This window comes from Pseudomonas sp. 57B-090624 (genome assembly GCF_003234055.1).
GTDB classification, from domain to species: Bacteria; Pseudomonadota; Gammaproteobacteria; order Pseudomonadales; family Pseudomonadaceae; genus Metapseudomonas; species Metapseudomonas tohonis.
The window spans coordinates 40,020-54,681 of the sequence record NZ_QKRU01000019.1 but is presented as its reverse complement, the minus strand read 5'-3'; the positions used below and the strand labels follow the sequence as shown (position 1 = coordinate 54,681).

Here is a 14,662-nt window from a genome sequence, read left to right as displayed (position 1 = left end):
CGCCTGCGCGTGTAGATTGCGCAGGTCTGCTCATGTCCTCAAGAAAAGGGGGGTTCCCATGCTCTACGTGCAACAAGACGACCAGGGTCAACTGGTGCGTGTGGAAGCGGCCGAGTTCGAAGGCTCCACCGGCATGCTCCCCGCCGACGACCAGCGCGTGCTGGCCTGGTACTCCAACCAGACCGTCGAAGCCAGCCTGATGCAGCTCAAGCAGAGCGACCAGGAAATGATCCGCGTGCTGGAAGACCTCATCGGCCTGCTGATGACCAAGGGCGTGATCCGCATCACCGACCTGCCCCAGGCCGCGCAATCCAAGCTGCTCAGCCGCAACCAGGCCCGCGAGGCCCTGGGCGGCCTGAACCGCCTGATCAACGACGAGGAGTCCGGGGTCATCTGACCCGGTCCCCGCATCTCCCTTCGCAGCCGCTGCGCCGGTCCTGCACCGGCAACGGCACATCCGCGCCAACCAGCTCCTCCTCCCGTAGTGCCTGCCAGAACGCCCGAGGCACCTCGGCCTGCAGTTGCGCCATGTACTGCGCCGGGCGTGCCGGCGTCGCGGTGCCGGGAATCACCGACAGCACCGCCGGGTGGGCCAGGCAGAACTGCAGCGCCGCCGCCCGCGAATCGATGCCGAAGCGCGCGCACAGCGCCATCAGCCGCTGCGCACGGCCCCTCACCTCATCGGGAACGCGGTCGTACTCGTAGTGATCGCCCCCGGCCAGCACGCCGGAATTGAACGGCCCGCCGACGACGATGCCCACGCCGCGTTCGATACAGACAGGGAATAGCGTCTCCAGCGCCTCGCGGTGGTCCAGCAGGCTGTAGCGCCCGGCCAGCAGGAACAGGTCCGGGTCGGCCTGCTCCAGCGCCAGCCGGCAGGGCTCAACAAGGTTCACACCCAGCCCCCAGCCCCGGATCAGGCCCTCCTCGCGCATCGCCGTCAGCTCCTTCGCAGCCCCCGCCATCGCCTCGGCGAAGTACTCGCGCCAGCGCGGGCCATGCTGGTCCTCGGATACGTCATGGATGAACACCAGGTCGATGCGCTCCACCCCCATGCGCACCAGGCTGTCCTCCAGGGAGCGCCGCGCGCCGGCGGCGGAGTAATCGAGGATGCGCCGGTTGGGCAGCTCGTCGACGAAGGGCCGGGCGTTCTCCGGCGCGGCGGCGGGCTCCAGCACCCGACCCACCTTGGTGCTGAGCAGGTACTCGTTGCGTGGGCGGGAGCGCAGCAGCCGTCCGAAGCGCTCCTCCGCAAGGCCGGCGCCGTAGTGGGGAGAGGTGTCGAAATAGCGGAAACCGGCCTGCCAGGCCGCCACCAGCGTGGCGTCGGCCTGCTCCTCGGTGACCGGGTGGAACATGTTGCCGAGCGGCGCGCCGCCCAGCCCGATACGCGGCAGGTTGATACGCATGGGGCCCCCTGAAGTCCGTGATCCGGTGTACTTCAGGGGACCGGGTGAAACGCGGGATGGTTCAAGGCAACGGCCGGAAGGCGGGGCCGCGGCACCCGCCTCCGCCCGGGATCAGCGCCAGGGAGCGGGAGCGCCGAACAGCTGGCCCTGTACGCCCTGGATGCCCATTTCCTGCAGCACCCGCAGCTCGCCCTCGGTCTCGACGCGCTCGGCGATCAGCGGCAGGTCGATGCTGTGGGCGGCGCGCTGCATGGCCTCGATGAACAGGCGCTTGTCGTTCTCCGCATCGATGGCGCGGATGTGGCTGCCGTCCACCTTCAGGTACGCCAGGCCCAGGCGCGCCAGGTTGCCGATCATGCTGAAACGGCCACCGAAGTGCTGCAGGCTGAGGGCGAAGCCCAGCTCGCGCAGGCGCCGGGTCAGGTCCTCCAGCACCGCCTGCTCGGGCAACTGGTCTTCCTCCAGTTCCAGGGTCAGGCGCGGGCCCAGCTGCGGGTTCTGGCGCAGCAGGTCGAGGGCACGGTTCAGCGCCTTCTCGTCACGCAGCAGCGCGCCGGAGAGATTCAGCGCCAGCATCTGGTCGTGGCCGGCCATCTGCGCCAGCACCAGCTCCAGCATCACCAGGTCGAGGCGCGCGGACCAGCCGAAGCGCTCCAGCCAGGGCAGGAAGCGCCCGGCGGGAATGCTCGCGCCCTGCTCGTCCGGCAGGCGCGAGAGCACCTTGTAGTGCAGCACCCGCGAGGGGTCGCGACTGGCCACCACCGGCTGGAAGAACAGCTGGAAGCGACCCTGGGCCAGGGCCTTGTCCAGCAGCGCGTGCCAGGCGTGACGGTCATCGCCGACGCTGCCGGCGCGGGTCTGCTCGATGCACGCCCAGGCGCGATCGGCCTGGCGCTCGGCCTGGGCCAGGGCCTCGTCGGCGAGCATCATCAGGTCCTGCTGCGCTTCGCCCGGGGCGAAGGGCACCAGGCCCATATGCGCCACCGGATGGGTGTCGGTGGCGCCGGTGCTGGCCAGGCTGGCCAGGGCGCCATCGAGGCGGCTGGCCAGTTGCTCGGCCTCCTCGCGCACCAGGCCCGGCGCCAGCAGGATGAACTCGCCACCACGGCTGCGTGCCAGCAACTGGCCCGCGCCCTGCCCCGCGCTGTTGCGCACCAGTTGCTCGGCCACGGCCTTGAGCAACCGGTCGGTGCGCTGGCCACCCAGGCGCTGGTTGAGGCCGGCCAGGTCGTTGACCCGCAGCAGCAGCAGGTAGCCGCTGCTGGCCTGGTCCTCGGCGCTCAGGCGCGCGTGCAGCTGCATCTCGAAATAGCGGCGGTTGCCGAGGCCCGTGAGGCTGTCCTGGTAGGCCTCGTCGCGCAGGCGCTCGCTGCGCTCGGCCTGCTCCTGGAACAGCGCCTTGAGCTTCTCCACCATCTGGTTCATCGCCTGCACCACACGGCGCAGCTCCGGCGTGCGCGGCAGCTGCGGCAGGCTGAGGAACTCGCGGCGGGCGATGGCGTGGGACTGCTCCACCATGTAGTCCAGCGGGCGCAGCTGGCGGCGCAGCAGCACGGCACCGAGGCCGGCGCTGACCAGGCCGCAGAGCAGCAGCCAGCCGAGGCTGCCCAGGGCGCTCTGCCACAGCTTGGCGATGGCGAACATCGGGTGGCTCTGCACCTCGACCCGGGCCGCCTGGGTCCAGCCACGGCTGACGATGGCGTCGCCACCGGCCGACTCCAGGCCGATCAGCGAGACGAACCACTGGGGCACCTGGGCCGCCACCGCATCGGGCACGCCGGTACGCTCGACCATCACCTTGCCGGTGGCCATGTCGATCACGCGGATGCGCTCGAAATAGCCGCTGTCGAAGATCGAGCTGACCATCAGCTCGACCATCGCCGCATCGTCGATGTGCGGCGTCAGCGACAGGCCCAGCGCCGTCGCCGCATCCTGCGCATGGGAACGCAGCTGGTTGACGTACTGCTCGCGCGAGCTTTCCAGGCTGACCATGAAGCTGCCGCTGAAGGCGACGACCAGGAACAGGCAGATAGCGATCAACAACTGTTTGAACAGGGACATCTCGACTCCGCTATTCGCTCGTGGGAAAGCCTTCGGCTTTCATCTTTTTCAACAGGTCCTGCCAGCGGGACAGACGCTTGGCGTCGCCCACCTTCTTGCCGCCACCCTGGTTGCTCAGCCACAGGCCCTCGCCGTTGAAGGCGTAGACCGGCAACAGGTCACTGCGCTGGGAGGCCGGCAGGATGCTGCCGATCAGGTTGTCCAGCACCAGGGGCACCGCATCGGGCTTCTCGTAATAGGTCAGCACCATGTGCGCCTGGTTCAGGCGCAGCGCCTTGACGTAGGTGATGCGCAGCTTTTCCGCCGGCACCCCGAGGTGACGCAGGCTGATGTACTTGGCGATGGCGTAGTCCTCGCAATCGCCCGCGCCCCGGCGCAACGCCTCCACCGGCGTGGCCCAGTAGTCCACCTGATTCCACAGGGCGAGGTCGTCGGTGAAGCGCAGCTTGGCGTTGAAGAAGCGGTTGACCTCCTTCAACTGCTCCGCCTCGCTGGCCCCCACCTGGCTGGCCAGCAGGCGCTGCCAGTCATCGATGCGCTGCTTGCCATCGCCCAGGGGACCATAGAGGGATTCGGCGCGACGGCTGATCAGGGTGAAATCCCAATCCGCCTGCAGGGCTCCGGCCAGCAGGGTGAGCAGCAACAGCGAAACCGGGACCAGAACGCCCGGCGTACCGCCACTCCGCCATTTGCCGACACTGCTGAGCAAAATCCGATTTCCTGCCGATGGCGCCGCCACGCGGCCGCCGATAACGAGGCGCGAATGGTGCGGGCTGGAAGCGGAAAAAACAATGGCACAGTGCCCCTATCGGATCTGCGCCGTGCTCACCGCCATAGGGGTTTCAGTGCCATCGGAAAACACGGAGCCTCCGTAGGTTGGGTTGAGGTACGAAGCCCAACGCAGCAGGGTCGGGTGAGGCGATCGCCGGAAGAACGTGCAGGGTCGGGTGCACCGATTGGTGGAGGTAAAAAGCGACCTCCACCCTACGACATGCACAACACCGTGCCGGTGTAGGTCGGGTGCAACCCGACAAGGGCGTCGCACAACAACATCGCGGGCTTCACCCGCCCTACCGCCATATCCCAACCACCGTGCTGACCGGTGTGTAGGGTGGACGACGCTCTTTTCGTCCACCAGCGGTGCCACCGGGAGCACCCAGAGGTAGCCCGGGCTTCAGCCCGGGAACGGTGGAGGCAGAATCAGCGCAACCCGCGCAGGTGCAGGAAGCCGAACAGCAGCACCTGGGTGCGGTCCAGCCAGGGGAAGGGACGGGCCTTGAGCTTGCGGTTGAACAGCGCGGCTTCGGCGACGTGGGCCACCAGCATCACCCCGGCGACCAGCAGCAGCGGGCGATGCAGCGGCTCGCCGAAGGGGTAGATGACATTGAGGATCGCCACCAGCCAGAACATGGCCAGGGCGCCCTTGGCGAACGACAGGACGTGCATAGGGGTTCTCCATTGCATGGGTTGAGCCCCGCAGTGTGCCGACTCCGGCCGCGCTCGCCTTCCGCACTTTCGTTGGGCAGGCGGCGCTGCCGGGCGATCAGTCGCCCTGCACCTGGATCGGCGGCATGCGCCAGCGCCCGTCGAGAATCTCCGCCTTCGGCCAGTACAGTCGGCCGGTGACGCTGAACGCGCCCTGCCCGGGAATCGGCAGCCAGTTGCCCTGCAATGCGCCGTCGGGTGCATCGCTTTGCAGCAGGATGTCGAGGGAGCCGTCGGGGTTGAAGGCCAGCGCATCGCGATCCCCCAGGGCGAAGCGGTTCAACGGGTTGGCCACCAGGAAGCCGTCGCCGTCGTAGACGGTCAGCGACCAGAAGGCACGTACCGGAGGCAGCGCGTCGGCGGCGAAGTGCAGGCGGTAGCGCCTGCCGCCCTGCAACGCTTCGCCCCGGCCATCCTTCACCGCGTTGGGGTAGATGGCGTCCTCCGCCAGGTTGGCGCCGAAACCGCCCATCGCCACCGCCGCGCGCAGGCCATGGTCCTCGCCGTAGCGACCGACCTGCATCGGCGGCACGCGCCAGCCGTCCTGCAACTGGGTCGGGTTGGCCAGGGCGTCGCGCACGCGGCGCTCGGCCAGCCAGATACCCAGGTTCACCGCCTGGTGCCGCCACCAGGGCCACTCCGCCACCGGCTGGCCCGGCTCGACACCGAGTGCCTGCAACTGCCGGAGCATGGGTGCATCGGCAGCGGCCGGCGGGTTGTCGGCCATCAGCACCGCCAGGCGCTGGAAGAAGGCGCGGCCATCCAGCGCGCGCATCTGGAACAGCGGCGGCATCGACTTGCGCCCAGCGGCGGCCGGCGCCAGCGAGGCCTGTACCTGCCCGGGGCGCCATTGCGCCAGCGGCGTGAGGCTGATGCCGGCCTGGATCGCGTGGACGGTCGGGTAGTCCGCTACGCCGTTGGTCTGCACCCGGCCCAGCAACCAGGCCATGCGCGTGGGCGCACGCAGCAGGCTGAAGCCCTCCGGCACCTGGCCCTGCCAGCGTGGCCCCACCAGCAGGTAGCGGCCGGCGGCATTGCCGGTGGTACGCGGCCCGAGGGAAGCGAAGACGTTGGTCCAGGCATCGAGGAACTGCATGACGTTGTAGCGCCCGGTGGCCGGTAGTTCGAACACCAGCGGCCCCTGTTCCAGGTCCAGCCAGGCCACCGAATAGAGGGTGTCGACGTTGGGCCGGACGATCTCGCGGAAGCCCGCATCGGGAAAGCGCGGCACGTGCATCAGGCGGTTGATCGGCGCCATGTCGGCGGTGAAGTTGTCGCGGGTGATCTCGGTGAGCACCAGCGGGTAGCCGTACAGGTAGCCCTGGGCGGCGGTGCGGATCAGCTCGCGCTGGCTGAACAGCAGCAGCGCGGGCAGGACGATGAGCAGGGTCAGCGCCAACAGTGCGCGACGAAGCAACGGAGAGGTCTTCATGGCGATCTCGTGGGCGGCGCCTGGCACGGCGCCGCCGGGTCGGGTGGGTCAGCGCACCGTCAGGGCGATGGGGGCGTCCTCGAAGTCGAAGCAACCGAGGAAGGTCTTGATGTCCAGCAGGTTGCCGTCGACCTTCACATCGCCCAGCAGCGCGCCCTTGAGCAGGCCGTTCTCGCCGCTGATCACGGTGTCGAGGTAGGTCTTGTCGAAGGTCAGCTTCAGCGTGGTGCCCTCGGGGATGCCACGGTGCAGCTGGGCCACGCCACGGCGCACTTCCAGCGCCCACTCCTCGCCGATGTCGGGGAAGACGAAGCCCAGGGTGAGGTTCACGTCGGTGCTCTTCTCCGGGTCGATGCGGGTCACCCAGTTCTGCAGGAAGATGCGCGCCGGCAGGTTCTTCAGCATGTCCGGCGAGAGGAAGGCGTTGCGCAGGCCCTGGGACATCTGCAGCGCGGCATCGCCGTCGAGCTTGCCCTCCAGCTCCATGGCGCTCATCAGATACCAGTTGCGCCAGTTGATGTTCATGCTGGCGTAGCCCAGGCGACGGAAGCTGCGGGCCTTGATGTCGCGGGCGAGCGTGTCGTCGTGGTCGACGCGGATGGCGTAGCCGGCCAGCTCCGCCGCCCATTGCCAGTCCCCCTTCAGGTAGGCGTCGCCGGCGGCCAGCAGCAGCTTGTCGCGCCCGCCCATGAGGGCGATCAGGCGCTTGGCCTTCTCCGCCGGCGGGATCGGGTCGAGGTCCACCGGGTCGCCCTGGAACCAGCCCAGGTAGCCCTGGTAGATCTGCCGCACGCTGTGCTTCACGGTGCCGTAGTACTCGCGCAGGTAGGGCGTGTAGCCGGCCAGGTGCGGCGGCAGCTTGACCTTCTCCACCAGCTCGTCGGGGGTCAGGCCCTTGTTCATCCAGCGCACGGTCTGGTCATGGATGTAGGCGATGGCGTCGCGGGTCATGCGCAGCACCTCCTCCACCTTGTCGCGCCCGGACACCGGCTGGCCGTGCAGCGGCACCATGTAGTCGGCCTGGAAGGCGCGCAGCTTGTCGAGGCTCTGCACCCACACCACCGGGTCGCGGAACTTGGTGCCGCGCAGGGTGTGGACGTTGGGCAGGGTCGGGCCCTGGGTCACCTCGGCGCTGATCAGCACGCGGTTGTCTGGCAGGTAGAGGACGATCTCGTCCGGCGCCTCGCTGGGCACGTGGAGGAACTGCACCTTCAGCCCGGCGATGGTGGTATCGAGGGACTCCTTGAAGGTGATGGTCGGCGCGATGAAGGTGGAGGCGCCGCCGTGGGCCAGCGGGCCGAGGCCGGCGTTCATGTCCTTCTGGTCCGCCGGCGGCAGGGCCACGCCGAAGCTGTAGCCCGAGCGCATGCTGAGGATCGGGCCCACCAGCGCGCCCTGGGTCACCACGTTGTCCAGCAGAGTCTCCTGGGCGTAGATCTGCACCTCGCCGCTCCTGACCTGCTCCTCGCTGACGAAGCCCTTCACGCCGTTGATGTGGTCCGGGTGGAAGTGGGTGTAGACGATGGCCCTGATCGGCTTGGCGCTGATCTTGCGGAACTCCGCCAGCACCTTGCGCGACTGCTCGGCGGACTCGCCCGTATCGACGATGATCAGCCCCTCCGGCGCCTCGATCATCACGCTGTTGGCGAGGTTCCACCCCACCGCCGACCAGACGTTGTCGGCGATCTTGTAGACCTTCTCGTCGAAGTGGCGGGTGTGCTCGGCGAGCTCGGCGTTGATGCTCGGTTCCAGGGTCTCGTCGGGCAGCGCGGCGTCGGCGGCCCACGGCAGGGTGGCGGCCAGCAGCAGGCCGCCGAAGCGGGTGATGATGCGCATGGTGTCGGCTCGTTGTTGTTATGGGAGGCGACAGGCTGGCAGGCGCCGATCAATAATTCCAATGCATTCCCCTACCGGATTCGATGCGGAACACGCATGAACGACCTACGCCAGCTCCGCCACTTCGTCGCCCTCGCCGAACACGGCCACTTCGCCCGCGCGGCCGAGGCGGTCAACCTCAGCCAGCCGGCCCTGAGCCGCAGCATCCAGGCCCTGGAGGCCAGCCTCGGCTGCAGCCTGCTGGATCGCGGGCCACGGCAGATCACCCTCACCGCCCACGGCCGCCTGGTACTGGAGCACGCCCGGCGCCTGCTGGACGGCCGCCGGGCCCTGCACAGCGCCGTGGCCCAACTGGAGAACCTCGACAGCGGCGAGCTGCGCCTGGGTGCAGGCCCCTATCCCGCCGCGCGCCTGGTGCCGCGCGTGCTCGGCCGCTTCGCCGGGGCCCATCCGGGCGTGCAGGTGCAGTTGCGCATCGAGGACTGGCACGGCCTGCGCCACCAGTTGCTGGGGGACGCCATCGAGCTGTTCGTGGCGGATGTGCGCGAGTTCGAGGGCGACCCGCTGCTGCACATCACGCCCCTGCGGCGCCATGCCGGCACCCTCTTCTGCCGGCCGGGCCACCCGCTGCTGCGGCGGCCACGGCTAAGGGTCGAAGACCTGGCGGCCTACCCGCTGGCCGGCACCCAGCTGCCCGCAGAGGTGGCGCGGACCCTGGGCGCGCTGAACGACAAGGCGCAACCGCTGGGTATCGAGTGCAACAACTTCATGGTGCTCAAGGCGCTGGTGGCCGACAGCGAGGTGATCAGCATGGCGCCCTGGGACGTGCTCGCCGAAGACGTCGCCGCCGGCCGCCTGGCGGTTCTGCTGCCGGTGGACAACCAGGCCGCACGCTCGGCCTATGGCATCGTCAGCCACGCCGGGCGCAGCCTGTCGCCGGCGGCGCGGGCGATGGTGGAGTACCTGCTGGAAGAAGACGCCCAGCCCATTACCGGCTACTGACAACTCTCTGCGTTGCCATCGCTGCGTTGAAAACAGGCTCAAGACGCTCATCTACGGCTCGTAGACTCCGCTCTCTCACCTGTTTTCGCCTTGCGCTGACGGCCTCGCCGACGTTTCAGAGACCCCGCACTAGCGGCGGTTCTGCAGCGACCAGTCACTGCGGTGCGGGCGGATGGGGTTTTCGTGCGGGCGCACCTGGTAGGCCGGCGGCACGGCGTAGTTCGGGCGGCCGCCACCCTGGTTCCAGCCCTGCTGGGGCGGGCGGTTGCCGCCCCAGTTCTGCAGGCGCGGGGTGTAGTCGTGACGGCGCTCGTTCCAGTCCTGCCGGGGTTGGTTGCGGTTGTCCCAGCGACGCGAGTCGTGGCGGTCGTCATGGCGGTCGTAGCGATGGTCGTTGCGGCCGTCGTAGCGGCGGTCATGGCGCGGCGGCTGGTAGGGCTGCGGGCGCACCGGGTAGTAGCGCGGCTGATAGATGCGCTCGGTGCGGTAGTAGTAGGTCGGGGTGCCCTGGTAGTAGGTCGGCTGCTGCACCACATAGCCCCCACCGCCATAGCTGCGCGGATAGCCACGGTAATCGTCGTCGTAGTCGTAGACGGCACAACCACCCAGGGACAGGCCCAGCACAGCGATCAACATCGTTCGATAGGACATGGCGGCCTCCTTCGACCGCTGGGACGGTGCCAACGAATGTCGGCACCCGGGATTTCTCCCACAATCTTCGACACCGATTCCTACTGCCGGTGTGCATCCCTCCGTCGGCAAAATCCATTTCCAGTTATTACCGCGCACCAGCTTGAAGCGCCTCGCCCCAGAGGCGGGCACGCCAGGCGCCCGCAGATCACCCCATCTTCCCCCCGGCTCCCGCGCAGGCCCCGTCGCGCCTGGGCCTTCTGGTTTTGGCACGGCCTTCGCTAGGAGTCAGGCGTGCAAGAGCAACCCGGTGGAAGCCGGGGCACGCGGCACCACAATTTGCAATGGCTGGCTAGGGTTCCGGCTCGCGAAAGCGGGTGGCTGGTCCGAGAGCCGGCGACCTCCTCCGAGGTTACACGGCGGGACAAAAGCCCGGGAGAACGCGCCCCTGAATGCAGGGAAGTGCCGCGCCGCTCCTGCTGTCCCTAACCGAACTGGAGGTCATCCATGCGCAAGCCCCGTCTGTTCGCCGTACTCGCTGCCGGCCTAGCCGCCGCCATCAGCCTCACCTCCCACGCAGCGCAGAAGGACAGTTTCAACGTCTGCTGGACGATCTACGCCGGCTGGATGCCATGGGAATACGGTGCCACCCAGGGCATCGTCGACAAATGGGCGAAGAAGTACGGGATCGACATCAAGGTCACCCAGCTCAACGACTACGTCGAATCGATCAACCAGTACACCGCCGGCCAGTTCGACGGCTGCACCATGACCAACATGGATGCCCTGACCATCCCCGCCGCCGGTGGCGTTGACTCCACCGCGCTGATCGTCGGCGACTTCTCCAACGGCAACGACGGCCTGGTGATCAAGGGCGAGGGCAAGACCCTGGCCGACCTCAAGGGCATGTCGATCAACCTGGTGGAACTCTCGGTCTCCCACTACTTCCTGGCCCGCGCCCTGGAGCGCGCCGACCTCAGCGAGAAGGATGTGAAGGTGGTCAACACCTCCGACGCCGACATCGCCGCCGCCTTCGACACCGACGACGTCCAGGCCGTCGCCACCTGGAACCCGATGCTCGCCGACATCAAGGCCAAGCCGGGCAGCACCGAGGTCTTCGACTCCAGCAAGATCCCCGGCGAGATCATGGACATGATGGTGGTCAACAGCGAGACGCTGAAAGACAACCCCGCCCTGGGCAAGGCCCTGACCGGTGCCTGGTTCGAGATCATGGCGCTGATGTCCAGCGACAGCGCCGAGGGCCGTGCCGCCCTGGAGCACATGGCCAAGGCCTCCGGCACCGATCTCGCCGGCTACCGCTCGCAGCTCGCCACCACCCGCCTCTTCTACACCCCCAAGGACGCCCTGGAGTTCGCCACCAGCCCGAAACTGCCGGCGACCATGGACAAGGTGGCGCAGTTCTCCTTCAGCCACGGCCTGCTGGGTGAAGGCGCCAAGGATGCCGAGGCTGTCGGCATGAGCTTCGCCAAGGGCGTGGTCACCGGCGACAAGGGCAACGTCAAGCTGCGCTTCGACCCGACCTACGTGCAGATGGCCGCCGAAGGGAAGCTCTGAGCCACGTCGAACCGTAGGTTGGCGCAGAGCGCAGCGAAGCCCAACACCGCGATGTTGGGCCTCGTACCTCGGCCCAACCTACGACGCCCCACCGAACGAGACCTCGCCATGCGCCTGATCAACCGCCACCCCGACCGCGCCGGCCGGCTGATGCTGGTCCTGCTGCCCTTCGCCCTGCTGCTGTTCGCCTACTTCACCGGCTCGGCATCGCGTCTGGCGCAGAACCCCAACGACAAGCTGCTGCCCAGCGCCACGCAGATGGTCGAGGCGGTGCAGCGCCTGGCCTTCACCGAGGACAAGCGCTCCGGCGACTACCTGTTCTGGCAGGACAGCGCCTCCAGCCTCAAGCGCCTGGCCACGGGGCTGGCCATCGCCGCGCTGCTGGGCCTGTGCCTGGGCATCGCCGCCGGCACCCTGCCGCTGTTCGGCGCGCCGCTGTCGCCGCTGCTCACAGTGCTGTCGATGGTGCCGCCGCTGGCGATCCTGCCGATCCTGTTCATCGTCTTCGGCCTCGGCGAGCTGTCCAAGGTGATGCTGATCGTCATCGGCATCACCCCGGTACTGGCCCGCGACCTGGAGCAGCGCGCCCGGGAAATCCCCCGCGAACTGCTGATCAAGGCGCAGACCCTGGGCGCCAACACCTGGACCCTGGTGCTGCGCGTGGTGCTGCCGCAGCTGCTGCCGCGCCTGCTCATCTCCCTGCGCCTGGTGCTGGGCTCGGCCTGGTTGTTCCTCATCGCCGCCGAGGCCATCGCCTCCACCGACGGCCTCGGCTACCGCATCTTCCTGGTCCGCCGCTACCTGGCCATGGACGTGATCCTGCCGTACGTGGTGTGGATCACCCTGCTCGCCTGGCTGATGGACCTGGGCCTGCGCCAGCTCACCCGCCTGGCCTTCCCCTGGTACGAAGGAGCCAAGGCATGAGCGCCTTCATCGAAGTGAAGAACCTGTGGCAGGAATACGGCGACCAGGTGGTGCTGGAGAACCTCAGCCTGAGCGTCGCCGAAGGCGAGTTCTGCACCCTGGTCGGCGCCTCGGGCTGCGGCAAGTCCACCTTCCTGCGCATGCTGCTGGGCCAGGAAACGCCCAGCCGCGGCCAACTGCTGCTGGACGGCCAGCCCATGGTGGCCGAACCCGATGCCAGCCGCGGCGTGGTGTTCCAGCGCTACTCGGTGTTCCCCCACCTCTCGGTGCTGGACAACGTCGCCCTCGGCCTGGAGCTGCCCCGCGCACCGCTGTTCGGCCGCCTGTTCGGCGCAGCCAAGCGTGAGGCCCGCGAACAGGCCGCCGTGATGCTGGAGAAGGTCGGCCTCGGCCACGCCCTCGGCAAGTACCCCGCGCAGCTCTCCGGCGGCATGCAGCAACGCCTGGCCATCGCCCAGGCCCTGGTGATGAAGCCCCGCGTGCTGCTGCTCGACGAGCCCTTCGGCGCCCTCGACCCGGGCATCCGCAAGGACATGCACGACCTGCTGCTGGGCCTCTGGCAGGAAACCCGGCTGACCGTGTTCATGGTCACCCACGACCTGGCCGAAGGCTTCAGCCTCGGCACCCGGCTGATGGTCTTCGACAAGGTCCGCCACGACCCGCAGGCGCCCGGCGCCTATGGCGCGCGCATCACCTACGACATCCCCCTGAACAGCGACCGCCGCGCCGCGCGCGCCGCCGTCGAAGCCCTGCCGGAGCGCGTCACCCGTGCCCTGCAGCCCGCCCCGGCCCATTGAAAGGAGCCTGCCCATGACCGCATCCCTGGCCCTGCGCCCCACCCTCTATGAAGAAACCGTCCCCGGCGGCGGCCACACCTCCTTCGTCCTCAAGCGCGGCCAGCTGCTGCGCATCAGCGACATCGAGGGCGGCGCCAACGTCAGCCTGCTGCTGTTCAACGCCGCCGAGAAAAGCGAGCGCCTGAACCTGCCGGACAGCCTCAAGTGCCAACACACCGCCAAGCTCACCGCCGGCCATTGCCTGTACTCGGACATGGGCCGCGTGCTCGCCGCCATCACCGCCGACAGCTGCGGCTGGCACGACAGCTTCGGCGGCGTGCTCAACGCCGAGGAAGTGCGCGAGAAGTACGGCCAGGGCCGCTACCAGGAGTTGCGCAACGGCTTCTTCCGCAACGGCGTCGACAACCTGCTGGTGGAAATGGGCAAGTGGGACCTGAACCTGCAGGACCTGCTGATGTGCCTGAACCTGTTCAGCAAGGTCACCGTGGACGCCGACGGCGGCTTCCACTTCCAGCCCGGCCACTCGAAAGCCGGCGACCATGTCGAGCTGTACGCGCCGATGGACACCCTGGTGGTGCTCACCGCCCTGCAGCACCCCATGGACCCCGACCCCGTCTACGCGCCCAAGCCCGTGCAGCTGACCTGGCACAGGGTCGAGAGCGACGGCATCACCCTGCTCTGCCGCACCTCGCGCCCGGAAAACGGCCGTGGCTTCCACAACACCGAACGCCTGTACATCTGAGGGCCGCCCGATGAACCCGACTCCCAGCGACAAACACCCCGAAGCCGCCATCTACACCGCCGTGATCGCCGCCGGCGAACCCTTCATGACCGACGTGAAGGCCGGCCAGACCCTGCGTCTGCTCGACCTGGAGGGCAACCAGGCGGTGGACACCCTCTTCTACAGCGCGCGCAACCCCCGCGAGCGCTATGACGTGCAACGCACCCTGCGCAAGCAAAACCGCGTCTACCTCGGCCCCGGCAGCGTGCTCTATTCGAACCTCGGCAACCCCATGCTGAGCATCGTCGCCGACACCTGCGGCCGCCACGACACCCTCGGCGGCGCCTGCGCCCAGGAAAGCAACACCGTGCGCTACGCCCTCGGCACCCGCTACATGCACAGCTGCCGCGACAACTTCCTGCGCGCCAGCCTGCACGACGGCCGCCTGGCCAAGCGCGACATCAGCGCCAACATCAACTTCTTCATGAACGTGCCGGTCACCCCGGAAGGCGGCCTCACCTTCGAGGACGGCATCTCCGCCCCCGGCAAGTACGTCGAGCTGCTGGCGCACATGGACGTCATCGTCCTCATCTCCAACTGCCCGCAGCTCAACAACCCCTGCAACGGCTGGAACCCGACCCCGGCGCAGGTGTTGGTATGGGAGTGAAAGAGCAGCTGGAAGCGGGAAGCCGGAAGCGGGAAGCCTTTCGGCGCTGGCTGTTCCGCCTGTGCCAGAGCCGCTCAGGGCAATGCCTGCAAACACCGCCGAAAAAATCGGAGCCGACGCTCT

At 68.2% G+C, this 14,662-nt stretch carries 14 protein-coding genes and 1 riboswitch; of the genes, 7 read left to right on the top strand and 7 right to left on the bottom strand.

Going from position 1 to position 14,662, the window contains the following annotated elements:
• The first annotated feature begins 58 nt into the window (after positions 1–58).
• Positions 59–397, top strand: a complete 339-nt coding sequence (locus DMX10_RS11890) for a tryptophan synthase subunit beta (RefSeq protein WP_111261256.1) — start codon at positions 59–61, stop codon at positions 395–397.
• Here the strand turns inward: DMX10_RS11890 and DMX10_RS11885 are convergent.
• The 6 genes from DMX10_RS11885 to DMX10_RS11860 form a co-directional block, all read right to left on the bottom strand.
• Positions 390–1,409: an aldo/keto reductase gene (locus DMX10_RS11885; RefSeq protein WP_111261255.1), complete on the bottom strand. Its 1,020-nt coding sequence runs from the start codon at positions 1,407–1,409 to the stop codon at positions 390–392. The genes DMX10_RS11890 and DMX10_RS11885 overlap by 8 nt on opposite strands.
• Before the next feature lie 111 nt (positions 1,410–1,520).
• Complete coding sequence (gene lapD, locus DMX10_RS11880) at positions 1,521–3,470, bottom strand: cyclic di-GMP receptor LapD (RefSeq protein ID WP_111261254.1); 1,950 nt, start codon at positions 3,468–3,470, stop codon at positions 1,521–1,523.
• Between the two features lie 10 nt (positions 3,471–3,480).
• Positions 3,481–4,113: a cysteine protease LapG gene (gene lapG, locus DMX10_RS11875; RefSeq protein WP_111261292.1), complete on the bottom strand. Its 633-nt coding sequence runs from the start codon at positions 4,111–4,113 to the stop codon at positions 3,481–3,483.
• Between the two features lie 557 nt (positions 4,114–4,670).
• Positions 4,671–4,916 carry a DUF1145 domain-containing protein gene (locus DMX10_RS11870; RefSeq protein WP_111261253.1) on the bottom strand — a complete coding sequence of 82 codons (246 nt, stop codon included), beginning with the start codon at positions 4,914–4,916 and terminating at the stop codon, positions 4,671–4,673.
• Positions 4,917–5,013: 97 nt separating this feature from the next.
• Positions 5,014–6,387, bottom strand: a complete 1,374-nt coding sequence (locus DMX10_RS11865; protein ID WP_111261252.1) for a DUF1254 domain-containing protein — start codon at positions 6,385–6,387, stop codon at positions 5,014–5,016.
• Positions 6,388–6,435: 48 nt separating this feature from the next.
• The gene (locus tag DMX10_RS11860; RefSeq protein ID WP_111261251.1) at positions 6,436–8,223 is read right to left on the bottom strand and encodes an alkyl/aryl-sulfatase; all 1,788 of its coding nucleotides are present in this window, start codon (positions 8,221–8,223) and stop codon (positions 6,436–6,438) included.
• Between the two features lie 96 nt (positions 8,224–8,319).
• Between DMX10_RS11860 and DMX10_RS11855 the strand changes: the two genes are divergently transcribed.
• Positions 8,320–9,225, top strand: coding sequence for a LysR family transcriptional regulator (locus DMX10_RS11855; RefSeq protein WP_111261250.1), 906 nt, complete (start codon positions 8,320–8,322; stop codon positions 9,223–9,225).
• A gap of 129 nt (positions 9,226–9,354) precedes the next feature.
• Here DMX10_RS11855 and DMX10_RS11850 read toward each other — a convergent pair whose 3' ends face one another.
• The gene (locus tag DMX10_RS11850) at positions 9,355–9,876 is read right to left on the bottom strand and encodes a hypothetical protein (protein ID WP_111261249.1); all 522 of its coding nucleotides are present in this window, start codon (positions 9,874–9,876) and stop codon (positions 9,355–9,357) included.
• Between the two features lie 320 nt (positions 9,877–10,196).
• Positions 10,197–10,296, top strand: a riboswitch (guanidine-I (ykkC/yxkD leader).
• A 66-nt stretch (positions 10,297–10,362) separates the two neighbouring features.
• Here DMX10_RS11850 and DMX10_RS11845 point away from each other — a divergent pair.
• From DMX10_RS11845 to DMX10_RS11825, 5 genes are all read left to right on the top strand, one after another.
• Entirely contained in the window at positions 10,363–11,430 is a 1,068-nt protein-coding gene (locus tag DMX10_RS11845) for a putative urea ABC transporter substrate-binding protein (RefSeq protein WP_111261248.1), read from the top strand.
• Between the two features lie 108 nt (positions 11,431–11,538).
• Positions 11,539–12,354: an ABC transporter permease gene (locus tag DMX10_RS11840; RefSeq protein WP_111261247.1), complete on the top strand. Its 816-nt coding sequence runs from the start codon at positions 11,539–11,541 to the stop codon at positions 12,352–12,354.
• Positions 12,351–13,151, top strand: coding sequence for an ABC transporter ATP-binding protein (locus DMX10_RS11835; RefSeq protein WP_111261246.1), 801 nt, complete (start codon positions 12,351–12,353; stop codon positions 13,149–13,151). Before DMX10_RS11840 ends, DMX10_RS11835 begins: the two co-directional genes overlap by 4 nt.
• Before the next feature lie 13 nt (positions 13,152–13,164).
• Complete coding sequence (locus DMX10_RS11830) at positions 13,165–13,893, top strand: urea amidolyase associated protein UAAP1 (protein WP_111261245.1); 729 nt, start codon at positions 13,165–13,167, stop codon at positions 13,891–13,893.
• 10 nt (positions 13,894–13,903) lie between these two features.
• Positions 13,904–14,539 carry an urea amidolyase associated protein UAAP2 gene (locus tag DMX10_RS11825; protein WP_111261244.1) on the top strand — a complete coding sequence of 212 codons (636 nt, stop codon included), beginning with the start codon at positions 13,904–13,906 and terminating at the stop codon, positions 14,537–14,539.
• Positions 14,540–14,662 lie beyond the last annotated feature (123 nt).